This window comes from Cellulosimicrobium sp. So1_17, assembly GCF_055181235.1.
The window spans coordinates 2,569,167-2,585,890 of record NZ_CM143702.1 but is presented as its reverse complement, the minus strand read 5'-3'; the positions used below and the strand labels follow the sequence as shown (position 1 = coordinate 2,585,890).

The 16,724-nt window shown below is 74.9% G+C and carries 14 protein-coding genes; 6 read left to right on the top strand and 8 right to left on the bottom strand.

Features of this window, described 5'->3' with window-relative positions; genetic code table 11:
- Window positions 1-94 precede the first annotated feature (94 nt).
- Window positions 95-1,558 (bottom strand): ThuA domain-containing protein, encoded by a 1,464-nt coding sequence (locus ACZCLJ_RS11345; RefSeq protein WP_463103754.1) that lies wholly within the window; start codon window positions 1,556-1,558, stop codon window positions 95-97.
- A 167-nt stretch (window positions 1,559-1,725) separates the two neighbouring features.
- A complete protein-coding gene (locus ACZCLJ_RS11340; RefSeq protein ID WP_463103753.1) occupies window positions 1,726-2,448 on the bottom strand; it encodes a class I SAM-dependent methyltransferase in 723 nt (240 codons plus the stop codon).
- A 74-nt stretch (window positions 2,449-2,522) separates the two neighbouring features.
- Here ACZCLJ_RS11340 and ACZCLJ_RS11335 point away from each other — a divergent pair, with 74 nt between their 5' ends.
- Window positions 2,523-3,923 (top strand): MFS transporter, encoded by a 1,401-nt coding sequence (locus tag ACZCLJ_RS11335; protein ID WP_463103752.1) that lies wholly within the window; start codon window positions 2,523-2,525, stop codon window positions 3,921-3,923.
- A 53-nt stretch (window positions 3,924-3,976) separates the two neighbouring features.
- Here the strand turns inward: ACZCLJ_RS11335 and ACZCLJ_RS11330 are convergent, their stop codons facing one another.
- Window positions 3,977-4,387, bottom strand: a complete 411-nt coding sequence (locus ACZCLJ_RS11330) for a winged helix-turn-helix transcriptional regulator (RefSeq protein ID WP_463103751.1) — start codon at window positions 4,385-4,387, stop codon at window positions 3,977-3,979.
- A gap of 225 nt (window positions 4,388-4,612) precedes the next feature.
- Between ACZCLJ_RS11330 and ACZCLJ_RS11325 the strand changes: the two genes are divergently transcribed.
- Genes ACZCLJ_RS11325 through ACZCLJ_RS11315 form a run of 3 tightly spaced genes read left to right on the top strand, consistent with a single transcriptional unit; the run spans window position 4,613 to window position 7,390 of the window.
- Window positions 4,613-5,554 (top strand): NAD(P)-dependent oxidoreductase, encoded by a 942-nt coding sequence (locus ACZCLJ_RS11325; protein WP_463103750.1) that lies wholly within the window; start codon window positions 4,613-4,615, stop codon window positions 5,552-5,554.
- The gene (locus tag ACZCLJ_RS11320; RefSeq protein ID WP_463103749.1) at window positions 5,551-6,465 is read left to right on the top strand and encodes an NAD(P)-dependent oxidoreductase; all 915 of its coding nucleotides are present in this window, start codon (window positions 5,551-5,553) and stop codon (window positions 6,463-6,465) included. The genes ACZCLJ_RS11325 and ACZCLJ_RS11320 overlap by 4 nt, the downstream gene beginning before the upstream one ends.
- 10 nt (window positions 6,466-6,475) lie before the next feature.
- A complete protein-coding gene (locus ACZCLJ_RS11315; protein ID WP_251152172.1) occupies window positions 6,476-7,390 on the top strand; it encodes a carbohydrate kinase family protein in 915 nt (304 codons plus the stop codon).
- Window positions 7,391-7,450: 60 nt separating this feature from the next.
- Here the strand turns inward: ACZCLJ_RS11315 and ACZCLJ_RS11310 are convergent, their stop codons facing one another.
- Window positions 7,451-8,530, bottom strand: coding sequence for an ABC transporter permease (locus tag ACZCLJ_RS11310; protein ID WP_463103748.1), 1,080 nt, complete (start codon window positions 8,528-8,530; stop codon window positions 7,451-7,453).
- 91 nt (window positions 8,531-8,621) lie between these two features.
- Here ACZCLJ_RS11310 and ACZCLJ_RS11305 point away from each other — a divergent pair, with 91 nt between their 5' ends.
- On the top strand, window positions 8,622-9,215 hold the full coding sequence (locus tag ACZCLJ_RS11305) for a TetR/AcrR family transcriptional regulator (protein WP_463103747.1): 594 nt from the start codon (window positions 8,622-8,624) through the stop codon (window positions 9,213-9,215).
- A 52-nt stretch (window positions 9,216-9,267) separates the two neighbouring features.
- On the opposite strand, the gene ACZCLJ_RS11300 is transcribed toward ACZCLJ_RS11305, so the two are convergent.
- The 3 genes from ACZCLJ_RS11300 to ACZCLJ_RS11290 all read right to left on the bottom strand — a co-directional run bounded on the left by ACZCLJ_RS11300 (window position 9,268) and on the right by ACZCLJ_RS11290 (window position 13,688).
- The gene (locus ACZCLJ_RS11300; protein ID WP_463103746.1) at window positions 9,268-11,565 is read right to left on the bottom strand and encodes a glycoside hydrolase family 65 protein; all 2,298 of its coding nucleotides are present in this window, start codon (window positions 11,563-11,565) and stop codon (window positions 9,268-9,270) included.
- 69 nt (window positions 11,566-11,634) lie between these two features.
- Complete coding sequence (locus tag ACZCLJ_RS11295; RefSeq protein ID WP_463106396.1) at window positions 11,635-12,342, bottom strand: response regulator; 708 nt, start codon at window positions 12,340-12,342, stop codon at window positions 11,635-11,637.
- On the bottom strand, window positions 12,342-13,688 hold the full coding sequence (locus ACZCLJ_RS11290; protein ID WP_463103745.1) for a sensor histidine kinase: 1,347 nt from the start codon (window positions 13,686-13,688) through the stop codon (window positions 12,342-12,344). Before ACZCLJ_RS11290 ends, ACZCLJ_RS11295 begins: the two co-directional genes overlap by 1 nt.
- Before the next feature lie 139 nt (window positions 13,689-13,827).
- On the opposite strand from ACZCLJ_RS11290, the gene ACZCLJ_RS11285 reads away from it, so the two are divergent.
- Window positions 13,828-14,658 carry a GAP family protein gene (locus ACZCLJ_RS11285; RefSeq protein WP_463103744.1) on the top strand — a complete coding sequence of 277 codons (831 nt, stop codon included), beginning with the start codon at window positions 13,828-13,830 and terminating at the stop codon, window positions 14,656-14,658.
- Between the two features lie 99 nt (window positions 14,659-14,757).
- Here the strand turns inward: ACZCLJ_RS11285 and ACZCLJ_RS11280 are convergent, their stop codons facing one another.
- Window positions 14,758-16,542 (bottom strand): collagen-binding domain-containing protein, encoded by a 1,785-nt coding sequence (locus ACZCLJ_RS11280; RefSeq protein WP_463103743.1) that lies wholly within the window; start codon window positions 16,540-16,542, stop codon window positions 14,758-14,760.
- Window positions 16,543-16,724: the final 182 nt, after the last annotated feature.

Sequence of the window (16,724 nt, the reverse complement as noted above, 5' to 3'; positions counted from 1 at the left end):
GGTGATGCCGGGCCGTTGCCGCCCGGCGGGCGGCCAGGCCCGCGCTGCCGGGCTCGCCCGTCGGACGAGGCGAGCCCGGCCCTGAGCGTCCGGGTCAGTCCGAGCCGTAGGCGACGACGGCCTCCTCCGAGACCTGCTCGCCGTCGCGCTCCGCGGTGACGGTCACGGTCGCCTCGCCGGCGGGGGCGTCGGCGACCCGCGTGGCGAACGACTGGTAGGCCGACGCGCCGGGTGCGACGTCCTCGAACGTCCGCGTGCCGTACGGCGTGCTGACGGTGACGTCGACCGCCGTCTGCTCGTCGTTGACGACCCGCACCGCGACGTAGTCCCTGCTGCCGAGGGTGCGCAGCTGCGCCTCGGCGGAGAAGGCGAGGTCGACGTCACCGCCGACCAGCGCGGACTGCCAGTCCGTGAGGTCCGCGAGCTTCGTGGCGAGCAGCGCCGTGTCGCCGGCGTCGTCGGAGAGGCTGTCGACGATCTCCTGGGCAGCAGCGATCGCGGCCAGCGCAGCGGCGTGGTCGCCGGCGTCCGCGGCGGCCTCCGCGTCGTCGAGGTGTGCGGTGATGCCCGCGACGGCCTCGGCGTCACCGTGGCTCGTGGTGTCGAGCTCCTCGACGATGCCGTCGACCTCGCCGAAGGTCACGCAGTTGCCGCCGCCCTCGACGACGCCCGCGGTCCACTCGACGCCCTTGAGGACGTGCTCGCGGAACAGCGGGTCGGTCCACGACTGGTCCGTGTGACCGGCGCCCTCGTACCAGGAGCGCCCGCCCTCGAAGTTGTGGCACCACGCGAGCGGGTGGTCCTCGCCCATCGCGTTGTTGCCCGGCGAGTAGGTCGACTCGTCGAGCGTGATGAGGACGTGGACGTCCTCGCGGGGGTTGGTCGTGTAGTTGTACCACTCGTCGAACCGCTCCCAGGCGGCGGGGAGGTGCTCCGTCGACGGGTGCGCCGGGCTCTCGACGCGCATGGTCGCGGTCTGCTGCGCCGGGTGGCTCGCGAAGCGCGCGCCGCCGCCGGTGAGCTCGCTGTACCAGGGCACGGTGTGCATCGTGTCGGTCGCGGCGTGGAGGCCGACGAACCCGCCGCCGGAGCGGATGTACCCCTGGAACGCGGCGAGCTCGGCGTCGTCGAGCAGGCGCGGTGTGGCGGGGTTGAGCGAGTTCGTGTTGTCGACGGGTGAGACGAAGACGATCGTCGCGTACTGCTGCAGGTCCTCGGTGCTCGTGAACGGCGTGCTCGCCATCGTCAGTTCGGGCTGGCCCGGCGAGCCGGCCCCCCACCAGCCGCTCGACGTGTTCGGCGGGTCCCACACGTCGACGGTGAAACCGTTGTCCGCACCGAGCTCGATGAGGGTGCGCGTCGTGTCGTCGATGTGGGAGTGCCGGAACCCGAGCGTCTCGCCGACCACGAGGATCTTGTAGGGCTCGTCGGCGGCGACGGCCGCGACCGGGGTGCTGGACGACGCCGGGGCGGCGAGCGCGACACCCGTGACGGCCAGGGGGACGGCGACGAGTCCCGCCGCCACCCGATGAATGGTCTTTCCGTTGAACAAATGCATGCGTGCTTCTCCTCGTCTCGCCGGTGAGCAGTGAGAGCCGTGCTGGCCGCACCGCAGCGGAGCGGTGTCGGTACCTGGCCTACTTTTAGCGAGTGTTGTTCAAAAGTCAAGGAAACTGAGCATGACTTCTGCGCGCGATGTGCCGGCGGCTGATCGCGTGGTCGGAGTCAGCGCGACGCGACGGCCCAGCGGAACGCGTTGCGCAGCACGTAGCGCCCGTCGTCCTGCCGGAACGGTGCCGCGGCGGTGAGCAGCACGGGCGCGACCTCGGCCCGGTCCTGCGGGTGAGCCCCGGCGGTGAGGGCGTGCACGAGCGACGTCGCGTCGGGGAGCACCATCGGTGTCGCGGTGAACCGCTCGGCCTGCACCGTGAGGCCGTGCGAGGCGAGGAGGTCGCCCAGGTATCCGGGCTCGCGGGTCTCGTCGCTCGGCTCGTGGTCGTCGCCCGCGAGCGCGCGCTCGAGGACGGTGAGGTCGTTGTGGTCGTCCCCGGCCCAGCTCGCGACCGCAACCCGGAGACCCACGCGCGCGCACTCGCGCACCGTCTCCTCGACGTCCGTGAACGCGAGCGCGTTCACGAGCGTGACCAGGTCGAACGCGTCGTCGGGCCACGGCAGGTCCTCCCCGCGGGCGACGCGGACGTCGCTGCGCGGGCTCCGCGCGCGGGCGAGGGCGACCATCGCCGCGGAGGGGTCGCAGCCCGCGGTGACGGCACCCGCGTCGTCGAGCAGGGCGAGGAGCTCGCCCGACCCGCAGCCGACGTCGAGCACGCGCCACCCCGCGGCCAGGCCGGCGGCCGCGAGCAGCGCCCGCTGCGCAGGTTCGGCGACCGGAGCCCAGTACCGCGCCCAGTCGATCGCGACGGATGACCAGTCGTCGACGTCGTCCATGCCACCATCCTCGCCCGACGCCGTCGCGGGCGGGCGTCACGGTCACGGCCGGGCGACGCGTAGGCTCATCGACCGTGGCCCGGGTCAACGGTCTTCTCGCCGACACGACGCCCCTGCGTACCTCCGCGCCGTTCCGACGCCTGTGGTGGGGGCTCGGGATCTCCAACCTCGGCTCGCAGCTCACGGTCGTCGCCGTGGGCCTGCAGGTCTACGCGCTCACCGGGTCGTCGCTCGCGGTCGGTGTCCTCGGGATCTGCGCGCTCGTGCCGCTCGTCGTGCTCGGGCTGTACGGCGGCGCGCTCGTCGACGCCTACGACCGCCGCAAGGTCGCGCTCGCGGCGTCGGCCGCCCTGTGGGTGGTCACGAGCCTCGTCGCGCTCCAGGCCTGGCTCCACCTCGACTCGGTGGGCGTGCTCTATGCGCTCGTCGCGGCGCAGTCCGCCGCGTTCGCGATCAACAACCCCGCGCGGTCGGCGATCATCCCGCGCCTCGTCGAGCCGCGGCTCCTCCCCGCCGCGAACGCGCTCCAGACGCTCGCGTGGAACGTCGCGCTGACGGTCGGGCCGCTCGGGGGCGCCCTCCTCGTGGCGCTGTGGGGCTACCAGGTCGCGTACACGATCGACGCGGTGCTGTTCACCGCGGCGCTGTGGGCGGTGTGGCGGCTGCCGGACATCCCGCCCCTGTCAGGGCAACAGGTCAGCGCCGTGACCCCTGGCCCTGACACGACGCTCGGGGGTGACGACGTGGCAGGCGCACAGGTCACCCCGGTGACCTCTCGCCCTGACACGGCCCGACGCCGCCGCCGGGGTCGCGCGGTCGGGTGGCGGTCCGTCGTCGACGGGCTGCGCTACCTCGGCACGCAGCCGAACATCCGCACGACGTTCCTCGTGGACCTCGCGGCGATGGTCCTCGCGTCGCCACGCGTGCTGCTGCCCGCCGCAGGGGTCGTCTGGCTCGGCGGGGGAGAGGCCACGACCGGCGTGCTCACCGCGGCCTTCGCGATCGGTGCGGTGCTCGCGAGCGCGTTCTCGGGCGGCCTGTCGCGCGTGCGGTGGCAGGGCCGGGTGATCGTCTGGTCGGTCACGGCGTACGGCGCATCGATCGTGCTGTTCGGGCTCGTGCTGCTCGGGGTCGGCGCGACGTCGCCGTCGACCGTCCTCGTCGGGTGGGTCGTCGCGGCGTGCGTCGCGCTCGCGCTCGCCGGGGCGTCGGACGCCGTGAGCTCCGTGTTCCGCCAGACCATCCTCCAGACCGCGGCGCCCGACGAGATGCGCGGACGCCTCCAGGGCGTGTTCATCGTGGTCGTCGCGGGCGGACCGCGGCTCGGCGAGCTCGTGCTCGGCGCGCAGTCGACGTGGACCGGCGAGGCGTGGGCGGCGGTCCTCGGCGGGATCGCGTGCGTCGTCGCGCTGTGGCTGGTCGTCCGCGCGCAGCGCCGGTTCTGGCGCTACGACGCGCTGCACCCCGAGCCCTGACGGACGCCGAGACGTGGGCCTCCGCCCCGGACCGTCCGGGTCACGGGCGGGGCTCACGTCGCGGCGGGGACGGCGCCCACCACCTGCCCGCCGAGCCGCTCGAGACGACCCCGCCCCCAGTCGCCGAGCGACTCGAGCGCCGTGTTGAGCGCGCTGCCGTGCTCGGTGAGCGAGTACTCGACCCGCGGCGGGACCTCGGGGAACACCTCGCGCCGGAGCAGGCCGTCGGCCTCCATCTCGCGGAGCTGTTGCGCGAGCACCTTGTCGCTCACGCCCGGCAGACCGCGCTTGAGCGCGGCGTAGCGGCGCACGCCGTGGTCCTCGAGCTCCCAGAGGATCAGCGACTTCCACTTGCCGCTCACCACGTCCATCGCGGCGTCGAGGCCGCACACGTAGGGGCCGCGGCGCGGGGGCAGGGCCGTCCGCCCGTCGTGCAGCACGGTCGCGGAGGGTGTCGTCGTCATCGCTCGCTCCTTCGTCTCCGGTCGGCGGGTGCGTGCCCTCCGACGGGCGTCGCCCGCAGGAGTCCGGAAGGCTCTGCCCCCGTGACCTGCACGCTCACCTGGAGGTGAGAACCCCACCTCGAAGTGCGTTCTTCCCGGACGACCGGACGACGGCGAGGGTGGACGACGAAGGGCACGCCGCGTCGTCGGACGTCGCCCGGTCTTCCCACCCGACCCGGAGGAACGATGCCAGACCAGTCAGCCGCCACAGCTCCCGCCCTGCCCTCGACACCATCGCCGCTCCCCGTGACCGTCCTCGGCCTCGGGGCGATGGGCAGCGCCCTCGCCGCCGCGACCGCCGAGGCGGGCCACCCGACCACCGTCTGGAACCGCACGGCGGGACGCGCTGACGCGCTCGTCGCCGCCGGAGCGCGCGAGGCGACCTCGGTGCGGGACGCCGTCGGCTCGTCTCCGCTCGTCGTGGCCGTCCTGCTCGACCACGCGTCGGTCCACGAGACGCTCGACCCCGTCGCGGACGCGCTCGCCGGCCGGACGCTGGTCGACCTCGTCACGACGACGCCCGAGGAGTCGCGGGAGCTGGCCGCCTGGGCGACGTCCCACGGCATCGACTACCTCGACGGCGGGATCATGGCGGTCCCCGCGATGATCGGCGGGCCGGGCTCGGAGGTCCTCTACAGCGGGTCGCGCGCCGTGTTCGACGCCGCGCGTCCCGTGCTCGACACGTGGGGCGAGAGCACGTGGCTCGGCGAGGACCCCGGCCTCGCGCCGCTCTACGACCTCGCGCTGCTCGCCGGCATGTACGCGATGTTCGCGGGCTTCTTCCACGGGGTCGCGATGGTCGGGACGGCGGGCGTGAGCGCGACGGACTTCGCCCGCCGCGCGGCGCCCTGGCTCGTCGCGATGACGTCGGGCCTCGCCGACTACGCCGACGTGATCGACCGTCGCGACTACGGCGGTCCCGGCCAGCAGAGCCTCGAGTTCTCGGACCCCTCGGACATGGTCCGTGCGAGCGAGGAGGCCGGGCTCGCGACGGACGTCGTCGCGGCCGTGCAGGCGCTGGTCCGGCGCCAGGTCGACGCCGGGCACGGCGCCGACGGTTTCGCACGCGCCGTCGAGAGCATCCGGACCGGCACCACCCGGACCCACACCGCAGGAGGAACCCGATGAGCACGCCCACCCCCGTCACCGTGATCGGCCTCGGCCCGATGGGCCAGGCCATGGTCCGCACGCTGCTCGCCGCGGGCCACCCGGTCACCGTGTGGAACCGCACGCCGTCGCGCGCGGACGCGCTCGTGGCGGAGGGCGCGGCTCTCGTCGCGTCGCCGGCCGAGGCCGTGGCGGCGAGCGACGTCGTCGTGCTGAGCCTGACCGACTACGCGGCGATGTACGACGTCCTCGGCGCGGCGCCGGACGCGCTGCGAGGAAGGACGGTCGTCAACCTCAGCTCGGACACCCCGGGCGCGACGCGCGTCGCCGCCCGGTGGGCTGCCGACCACGGCGCGACGCTCGTGGTCGGCGGCGTCATGGCGCCGCCGCCGATGGTCGGGACCTCGGACGCGTACGTCTACTACAGCGGGCCCGAGGCGGCGTTCCGGTCCCACGAGCGCACCCTCGGGCTCCTCGGCGCACCGCGGTACCTCGGTGAGGACCCGGGTCTCGCGCAGCTCATGTACCAGGCGCAGCTCGACGTGTTCCTCACGGTGCTGTCCGGGGTCGCGCACGCGGCGGCGCTCGCGCAGGCCGCCGGGGTGCCGCCGACGCAGTTCGTCCCCGAGGCGCTGCAGACGCTCGTCACCACGCCCGCGATGATCGGGGCCGACGAGGCGGCGGGGGTGGAGTTCGAGACCGGCGTCCACCCCGGCTCCCTCAGCACCGTGACGATGATGGGCGCGACCGCGGCGCACGTCCTCGGCGCGAGCGAGGAGCTGGGAGTCGACCCCGAGCTGCCGCGCGCGGTCCTGTCGCACTACGAGCGCGCGCTCGCGGCGGGGCACGGGCGGGACGGCTGGACGGCGATCTTCGAGGGGATCAGAGCGGGCGTCGACGTGGGCTCCGGTGGTCGGGCGGCGCGTCGGTAGTGTGGAGCGTGTGACCGACGCACCGCGCGAGACCTCCTCCGGGACCTCGCCGCGGGACCGGGAGGGGATCTTCGTCGCCGGTCCCGCATCGTGGAACCGGATCGTCCAGCTCGACGCGCTCCCGGACCCCACCCCGCACGCGGTGCTCGCGCGCGACTCCTACGACACCGTCGGCGGGACGTCCGCCGGGAAGGCGCTCAACCTCGCGGCTCTCGGCCGGCCGGTCACGCTGCGCACCGTGCTCGGAGCCGACGACGACGGCGCGCGCGTGCGCTCGGTCCTCGAGTCCGGCGGGGTGCGGCTGCTCGTCGAGCCGTCGCCCGACGGGCGGACGGAGAGCCACCTCAACCTCATGGACCGTGACGGTGGCCGCGTGTCGGTGTACCTGCGCGCCCCGGGCGAGGTCGCTGCGTCGGGTGCGGGGTGGGACGCGGCCGTCGCAGCGCTCGACGCCGCCGCGGTGGTCGTCGTCGATCTCGCCGTACCGGCTCTGCCCGTGCTCGACCTCGCCGTCGCGCGCGGGCGGGAGGTCTGGGTGGACCTGCACGACTACGACGGCGCGGCGGACTTCCACCGCCCGTGGGTCGAGGCGGGGACGCACGTGTTCCTCAGCTCCGACCGCCTGCCCGATCATCGCGCGTTCATGGTGGCCCGGCTCGGTGCCGGCGCGCGGTTGGTCGTGTGCACGCACGGCGCTCGCGGGGCGACGGCGCTCACCGCCGAGGGGTTCGTCGACGTCCCCGCGCAGCCGGTCGAGGACGTCGTCGACACGAACGGCGCCGGGGACGCGTTCTTCGCGGGGTTCCTCGACGCGCACCTGCGCGGCGAGCCCGTCGAGGCGGCGATGCGGGCCGGGGCCGCGCACGCGGCCCGCGTCGTACGCAGCCCCGGTCTCGCCCCGCTCGGCGGCGTCGAGCGGGGCTGACGCCGTCCGGTCCTCGGCGGACCCGGCGCGGCAGGGCTCAGCACGGCCGGCCGGCCCCGGTCAGCCGCGACCGGAGTCGACGAGCGCGTCGTCGGCCGTCGTGCCCGCGCCCGTGGGTGCGGTGGTCGGGGCGCCAGCGGACCGAGCCCGGGAGGGACGGTGCCCGGCGAGCACGAGCCCGACCCCGAGCACGGCCCAGCCGGCGAGGACGAGCCACGGCAGGGTCGTGTCCGCGGCAGGGAAGTACGACAGGTCGCGCAGGAGCGTCGCGGACGCGCCCGGCGGGAACCACTGCCCGACGGCGCCCCAGGGCGCGAGCAGCATCTCGACCGGCACGGCTGCGGCGGAGAGCGGGTTGGCGACCAGCAGGAAGAGCACCGGCCCGACGGCGATCCCCGGCCGCCCGAGCACGGCCGCGGCGCCGACGACCGTCCCGGAGATCCCGAGGAGGGTGAGCCCCACGGCCGCGGAGTCGGCGAGGAACGCCCCGTGCAGCCCGCCGAGGCCGTGGAGGATCCCGGTGATCGCGAGGCCTCCGGTCACCGCGTAGGTGCCGAGCGCGGCGAGCCGTCGTCCGGTGCCGTGGACGGCGAGCGCGATCGCGACACCGCCGGCGATCCCGCCGAGGACCAGCGGGAACGTGGCGGCGGAGAGCGTCGTGCCGCGCGCGTCGTCGGGGGACAGCGGCACGACGTCGGTCACGACGACCGTGGGCGCGGTGCCCGCCGGTGCGCCCTGGGCGGCCGCCGCGGAGTCGACCTGCACCTGGAGCGCGGCCGCCTGCTGACCGAGGAGCTGCGCGACGACGGGGCTCGCGGCCGACGCCGTGAGGACCTCGGGCTCCGGGCCGAGCACGATCGCGCCGTAGACGTCACGCGACTCGACGAGCGCGACGGCGGCGTCGCGGTCGGCGACGGCGGTGATGTCGAGCGCGCCGGGGGCGCCGTGCGCGAGGCCGGCCTCGACCTGGGCGACCGCCTCGGCCGGTCCGGCGACGGCGACCGGGAGGTCCCGCGCCTCGGCGGTGACCGACGGCCACAGGAAGGCCAGGACCACGACGCTCACCACGACGACGAGTCCGACGGCGATCCCGAGGGCGCGACGCCAGGGCGTCGCGACGGGTGCGGGGTGCGTGCTCATGACGGGCCTCCAAAACGAATGTTCGTTCTCTATAGCGTCCACCTGTGCCGCGAGGTCTGTCAAGAACGATCGTTCGGTTTAGGCTGGCCCGGTGCCCAGGGTCACCGAGGAGTACCGCGCCGCGCGCCGGGACGAGATCGTCGACGCGGCGTTGCGCGTGTTCCGGCGCAAGGGCTTCCAGGCGGCCTCGATGGCCGACATCATCGCCGAGTCGGGTCTGTCGGCGGGGGCGATCTACGGGTACTTCGCCAGCAAGTCCGAGATCGTCCGCGCGGCGGCGACCCGGATCGTGGGGGCGCGGGTGCTCGACGTCGAAAGGCTCGCCGCACAGGAGCCGCTGCCCGCGCCGGCCCAGGTCGTCCGGGTGCTCATGACGGGGGTGCAGCGCGAGCTCGGCGACCCCGGAATCCTCGTGCAGCTCTGGGGGGAGGCGATGACCGACCCCGCGCTGCGGGGCCTCGCGGCGGGCGTCGTCGGTCGCATCCGGACGACGTTCGAGCACTACCTCACGGAGTGGCACCAGCGGGCGAACGGCCTCGACGGGGCCGCGGCGACCGCGCTCGCCGTCGAGCAGGCGCCGCTGTTCGTCGGTGTGTGCCAGGGCTGCATCCTGCAGTCCGGGCTGTTCGAGGACTTCGATCGCGACGGCTACCTCGACCAGCTCGACCGGTACCTCCCGCGCTGACGGGCCGGCCCGCTCGTCGTCGCCGGACGGCGGGCGTCGTCGGTGCGCCGGGCTACGACGCGGCGAAGAGCGGCGCCCGGCCGGGCGGCTGCGCGGGCGGCGGGCTCTGCTCCCCGGGACGGACCGGCCGCACCTGCGCCGGCTGCTCCGGGGTGAGCCGGAGCTCGTCGCCGTCGTGCACGATCCGCAGCTTCTCCCCGGACACGAGCCGGTACGTCACCCCGTCGCTGCGCACCTCGACGCGGGCGCTCGCGCCCGCCGCGTGCACCGGGAACGCGTACCCGGTCAACCGAGACGGCAGGCAGGGCGCGAGGTGGAGCACGCCGTCGTCGAGGCGCGCGCCGCCGAGCCCGGCGACCATCGCGGTCCACGCCCCGGCGAGCGACGCGACGTGCAGGCCGCCGTCGGTCGACGCGCGCAGGTCGCACAGGTCGAGGAGCGCGCACTCGCGGGCATACGCGTAGGCGAGGTCCACGTAGCCGATCTCCGCGGCGACCACCGCCTGCACCGGAGCGGACAGCGACGAGTCGCGGACCGTGAGGGGCTCGTAGTAGTCGAAGTCGCGACGCCTCTGCTCGGGCGTGAACTCCTCCCGCGCGACGTGCAGCGCGAGCACGAGGTCGGCCTGCTTGACCACCTGCCGACGGTAGAGCTCGGAGTAGTGCACGTGGTCGTCGAGCGGGAACCGCGCCGTGCCCCGCGCCTCGAAGTCCCAGTGCGCGTGCCGCGTGAAGTCCTGCGACTGCTCGGTGACCTGCAGCTCGTCGGAGTACGGCACGATCATCCGGTCGGCCGCGAGGAGCCACGCCGCGCGCTCGTCGGCGCTGACGCCCAGGCGGTGGGCCTGCTCGGGATACCGGTCGCACAGGCCCGCGGCGGCCCGGAGGTTCTGGCGCGCCACGAGGTTGGTATAGGTGTTGTTGTCCACGATCGCGGTGTACTCGTCCGGTCCGGTCACGCCGTCGATGCGGAACCCGGCGTCCGTGTGGTGCCCGCGGCCCGCCCACAGCCGCGCCGTCTCGACGACCAGGTCCACGGCGACGTCCCGCGCGAACGCCTCGTCCCCCGTGGCGGCGACGTGCCGCACGGCGGCGAGCGCGACGGCGGCGCTGACGTGGAACGCGGCCGTACCGGCGGGCCAGTAGCCCGACGACTCCCGACCGCTGATCGTCCGCCACGGGAACGCGGCGCCCGGCAGACCCAGCTCGGCCGCGCGCTCGCGCGCCCGAGGCAGGGTGGTGTGCCGCCAGCGCAGGTGCGCGGCCGCCGCGCCGGGCAGGACGTGGTCCAGGACCGGGAGCACGAAGGTCTCCGAGTCCCAGAAGGCGTGCCCGCCGTACCCGGTGCCCGTCAGGCCCTTGGCGCGGACGCCGACGCCGTCGACGCAGGCCGATGCCTGCACGGTCTGGAAGAGGGTGTACCGCACGGCCTGCTGCATCTCGTCGTCGCCCTCGAGCTCGACGTCGCCGCGCGCCCAGACGTCGGCGAGGAGCTCCGCCTGCTCGCGCTGAAGCTGCTCCCAGCCGGCCGCCAGGGCGTCGGCGAGCGCCGCGTGCGCCCGCGCCGGGAGGGCGTCGGCGTCCGGCCCGCCCACGTGGGCCGCGAGCACCAGCACGGTGAGCCACTGACCCGCACGCAGGTCCACGGTGAGCGTGGCGGCCCCGGCGCGGTGGTGCCACACCGGCGTCACGCCGTCCGCGCACTCCACGACGTGAGCCGTCTCGACGGCGACACCCCGGCCCGAGCGGACGGTGCGCTGGTGCACGGACGAGCCCTCGGCGTCGTGCCGGCACGACGCCGTGACGAGCCCGGGCTCCGTGCGCTCACGGTCGGCGTCGTCGCCGTGGGAGCAGTCGGGTGCGGGTCGCAGGGCGACCGTGACGTCGTCGTGTGCGAGCACGTGCCAACGGGACGCGACGAGCTCCGGTCGCGAGAGCGACACGAGGCGCCGGTTGACGAGGGTCGTGCTCCCTCCCGACGGCGCGGTCCACCGCAGCTCCCGGTCCAGGACGCCGGCGCGCAGGTCGAGGGCGCGGTCGTGCGACCCGGCGGCCGAGGCGTCGACAGGCGTGCCGTCCACGGACCAGCCGACACGCCAGGCGTCGACCACCGGGACGAGGCGTTCCTCCACCTCGGGATAGGCGTAGCCGCCCTCGGCGTACGTCTGCTCGTACTCCTCGAGCACGGTGGCGAGGAGCGTCGCCGGGTCGGCGTCCGCGGGGGTCTCGTCGAGGACTCCGCGCACGCCGACGTACCCGTTCGACAGGGACAGGATCGAGGCCGCTGCCTGGGGGCCGTCGAGGTCGAGGTCGGACTCCCGGACCGACCAGGGGCTGAGATCGCTCGTCACGGGTGCCACACCATCACGACCCGTACGTGCTCACCCGTCGAAGGGACGCGTGCCCCCGGGCGCTGCGGCCTACGCCAGCCCTGTGTCCCGCGCGACGATCGCGGCCTGCATGCGCGACGTGACCCCGAGCTTCGCGAGCACCCGGGAGACGTGGGTCTTCGCCGTCGCCTCCGAGATGAACAGCTCCGTCGCGATGCCCTGGTTCGACAGCCCGCGGCCCAGCGCCGCGAGGACGTCGACCTCGCGCGGCGTGAGGTCGGCGAGCCGGGAGTCGCCCGCCGTGCCCGGTTCCCGTCCCGTGCCCGACGGGTGGGCCGGCTCCCCGGGGCGAGGGCCGTCGTCGGGCCCGGGACCGCGGGCGAACGCTGCCAGCAGGCGCCGGGTGACCTCCGGGGCGAGCACGCCGTCGCCGTCGGCGACGCGGCGCACGGCGTCGAGCAGCGCCGCGGGCTCCGCGGTCTTGAGAAGGAAGCCCGCCGCGCCGGCGCGCAGCGCGCCGTCGACGTACTCGTCGAGGTCGAACGTCGTGAGGACGAGGACGTCGGCGAGCCCCTCGGTCGTGATGACGCGCGTCGCCTCGATCCCGTCGACGCCCGGCATGCGCAGGTCCATGAGCACGACGTCCGGGCGCAGCGCCCGCGCGTTGATGATCGCCGCCGTCCCGTCGGCGGCCTCGCCGACGACCTCGACGTCGTCCGCCGCCTCGAGCAGCAGGCGCAGCCCGGCGCGGATCGCGGCGTGGTCGTCGGCAAGGATCACGCGGACCGTCGGGCGCATCATCTAGGGGCCCCCGACACCGATGCCGGACCACCGGTGGGCCCGGCCGCCGGGACCGCCGCGCGGACGGTCCACCCGCCACCGCCCGTCGACCCGTCCGCGGGCCCGGCGTCGAGCGTGCCGCCGACCCCCTCGGCACGCTCGCGCATCGTCAGCAGACCCGTTCCTGCGCTGAGCGCCGGGTCCCCCAGCGGGGTGGGCGCGGGCGTCCCGTGGTCGTGGACGGTGAGCACGACGTCGTCGCCCGACCGTTCGAGCCGCACGGCGACCGGCGCCCCCGGCGCGTGCTTGAGCGCGTTCGTCAACGCCTCCTGCGCGACCCGGTAGAGCGTCTGGTCCACGGCGGCGGGCAGCCCGGCGGCACGGGGGTCGTCCGTGAAGGTCACCTCGGTCCCCGTCGCGCGCGCGGCGTCGAGCAGCGTGCCGATCTCGGCGAGCCGACCGGGGGCGACCACCGGTTCGGACCCGCGCCGCTCGCTGCGCAGGAGCAGGATCATCGACCGCATCTCCTCCAGCGACGTGACCGCGCTCGTGCGCACCTGCTCCAGCGCCGCCCGGTCGCGCGTCGCGTCCGGCGGGAGCTGGAGCGCGGCACCCGAGTGGATGGCGATCGCGGAGAGGTGCGACGCGATGACGTCGTGCAGGTCGCGCGCCATCGCCGCGCGCTCGGCCCGGACGGCCTCGTGCCGGTCGAGCTCGGCGATGCGCTCGAGGTCGCTCGCGCGCTCGCGCTCGAGCTCCGCGGCGCGGGCGGCGCTCGCGGCGTCGCGGGCTGCGAGGTCGGCCCGGTCGCGCTCCAGGTCGGCGAGCTCGCTCTTCTGGCGCACGTTCGTCGCCCACCACAGGGGCAGCAGCAGCACGGCGCCCAGCTGCAGACCCGTGTACACGAACACCCGCACGTCGCGCGCGGCCTCGCCGGCCGCGACCGCGCCGAGCACCGAGACGGTCACCGTGACGCCCCACAGCCAGGCCCGCGCCCGCGGGCTGCCCCACGTCGCCGCCGCGTACAGCAGGTCCCACAGCACCACGGTGATCGCGAGGGACCCGCCCCACGAGAGGTCCACCAGCATGACGACGACGCCGCCCGCCAGCGCGAGCATCGGCCGGCGGCGCTTGACGAGGATGAGGGCGCAGCCGACCGCGAGCAGCGCGTACCGCCACCACGGCTCGGGCGTCACGATCCCGGTCGCGCCGTCGACCGACACGAGGTCGACGAGCCCGACCTCGATGAGCACCCACCCGAGCGCGAACGTCATGACGGCGGTGACGACGTCGTTGCGCGAGTCCTCGAGGCGCCACACCTGGCGCAGGGCGCCGTCGCGGGACCACCAGCGGGCTGAGCTCACGGCTCCATCCCAGCACACGGGCCGTCGTCGTGGGATCGGTCGAAGGGTGTAGGCGGGGCGCGGCGGCGCTCCGCGGCGGGTCCGAGGATCGTCCGTCCGGCCGACGACGCGGCCGCCCGCTCGGGGGGAAGGTCGGGCCATGGACCTTCCCCTCGACCTCGCCGGCGCCGACGGCACCGGGCTCGGCCTCGCCACGATGGCCGGCATCCTCGTCGTGCTCGCGCTCGTCGACTCGACGAGCTTCGGGACGCTGCTCATCCCGGTGTGGCTGCTGCTCGCGCCCGGGCGGATCCGCGCCGGCCGTGTGCTCACCTACCTGGCGACCGTGGCGGGCTTCTACCTCGCCGTCGGGATCGTCGTCATGCTCGGCGCCGGGGCGTTCCTCGACCGCTTCGGCGACGCTCTCGACACGCGGGCCGCGGCGATCGTGCAGCTCCTGCTCGGCATCGGGCTCTTCGCGCTGAGCTTCCGGTTCGACGGCAAGCGCGCCGCGCGCCGCGCGGAGCGTGCCGCGGCGGACGGCCGCCCGCCCGCGCCGGGAAGGTTGTCCCGGTGGCGCGAGCGGGCGCTCGGCATCGAGTCCGGGGCCGACGCCGGCGGTGCGCAGGCTGGCGCGACCGTGCGGACGCGGCCGTCCGTCCTGCCGCTCGTCGGTCTCGCGCTCGGTGCCGTCGCGATCGAGGTCGGCACGATGCTGCCGTACCTCGCCGCGATCGGGATCGTCACCACGTCCGACGTCGCGTGGCCGGCCTCCGCAGGCGTGCTCGCCGCGTACTGCGTCGTGATGATCGCTCCGGCGCTCCTGCTCCTCCTCGGCAGGCTCGTCGCAGCACGCGCGGTGGACCCGCTCCTGCACCGGCTCGACCGGTGGCTGACCAAGAACGCCGCCGAGATGACCGGCTGGGTCCTCGGGATCCTCGGCGTCCTGCTCGCGCTGAACGCCATGGGGCGGCTCGGCTGGACGGGCTGACGGTCGTGACCGGTCGGCACGCCTGTCACGACGACCGAGCACGTGCGTGCAGCCCGTCCGGAGAGCCGGCCGTGCCGCGCCCGCACGGCGCTCCGCGCGTCAGCGTGCTCGACGCCGCAGCGCCAGCGCGACCGCACCCGCCAGGACCAGCGCAGCCGCGACCGCGACGGGGGCGACCGTCGCCGCGCCCGTCGTCGCGAGCGCACCGCTCGTCGACGGACGCCGTGCAGCGGCCGTCGGGGCGGGGGTGCCGGTCGGGTCGACGGCGCCCGGGTCGCTCGGGTCGCTCGGGTCGGTGAAATCGGTGGTGCCTGGATCGGTGGTGCCTGGATCGGTGGTGCCTGGATCGGTGGTGCCCGGGTCGGTGGTGCCCGGGTCGGTGGGATCGGTGGGGTCGGTCGGGACCCACGGGCCAGGCGTCCCGTCCGCGGTGTTGGTGAGGACCAGCTCGACGGTGGTGCCGTCGCCGACGACGAAGGTCGCCGACCCGTCCGGGCCGACCCTCACGCCGTCTCCCGTCCAGCGCGGCTCGCCCCACCGGACGCCCTCGATCTCCGGCAGCGCGACCTCGGTGAGCTCGACCTGCGTGCCGACGGGCAGGCCGTCGACGACCTGCCGCTCGTCGGCGCGCAGCGTCAGCGGGTCGGCGGCGAGACCGTCGAGGGTCTGCTCGACGGTGAACGTGGTCCCGGTCGGCACGACGTCGGCCTTCCTGTCGTCGACGACCTTGGTGACCGCGTAGCCGCCCGTGGGCGTGGGGACCGGGTCGCCACCGCAGGGGATCGTCCCTGCGAAGAGGAACGCGTGCGCCTCTCCTTCGCCCGCCAGGACGAGGTTGCGCGCGACGACCTGGCCGTCGAGCGGCGAGGCGGAGACCGTCAGGTCGGCCGCGGGCGCGTAGACGGAGCCGTCGATCCGCACCGGACTCGTGAGCGAGACCGGCCCGGTGACGGCCGAGAGGTCCCACAGGATGTACGGCGAGTGCGTTCCCTGCGGATCCATCCGGAACCCCGTGAGGTCGGTCGTGCCAGCGGGTACCCGGACGATCAGCGGGTTCGTCGGGCCGGGCGCGGCACTGCCGTCGGAGAGCTGGAGCAGGCCTGCGCCCGCGACGTCGGCGTAGTCCACGACGTTCGGGGCGACGGCGGAGAGCGGCTCGAGCACGTACCGCTCGCCCCACGACCCCGCGACCCCGACCTGGTGCCCGGCCCCCGTCGGCGAACCCAGGTCGGCAAGACACCGCTGCACGGTCTCGACGGGGGTCGCCCCTGCCTCGACGTAGCTCGCGACGTCGTCGCGCTCGGTCCGGACCGTCTCCTGACCCGCAGGCCAGGGCTGGTTCGTCGCGTCGATCGCGGGGGCGTCGTCCGTCGCCGTCCGCCAGCGGACCCATCCACCGCGCTCGAAGGCCGCGAAGTCCGTGCTGTCGTGCGCGACCTTGAGGTGACCGGCGAGGGCAGGGTCGCCGCCCGACCCGGAGTTCTTGATCTCGACGAGCCCGGAGTCCGTGGAGTACGAGCCGACGAGGAGGCGGGTGGGGTCGCCGTCCACGGTCGGGATCGTGTAGCCCGGCGTCCCGGCGACGTAGTGGTGGATCGCATACGTCCCTCCGCCGCTGCGCGTGACGGTGAGCTCACCGCCGACGGCGATGCTGCCCTCCGTCTCCTGGTTCGCGAGAGTGGCGTCCTGGCGCGCGTACACGCTGAAGCCGCCGGCGAGGTCGAACGGGTTGACGGTGATCGGAGCAGAGGTCGACGGGTCGGATGCGCTCGCGGCCGATGCCGTCGCCGCGGGGGTGAGGGCGACGGCTCCGGCGAGGAACGCGGTGCCGACGAGTCGCGCGGCGCGGCGGCGGTCGCGACGGGGTCGCGGGAGCATGGTCATGTCGATCTCCAGGGGGTCGTCCGGAGAAGCGACGCTGGTCCTGCCGGTGATCGGGCTGTCGAACTGGACAACCGTCCAGCTCGTCTCCCCGTTCCCGCTCCGGACCGCCTGGCGACCTTCGGCGTGGCGCGCGGGACGAAGGTCCCGGACCTCGGACGCGTGGCCGGCGAGTCCTCGGCCAC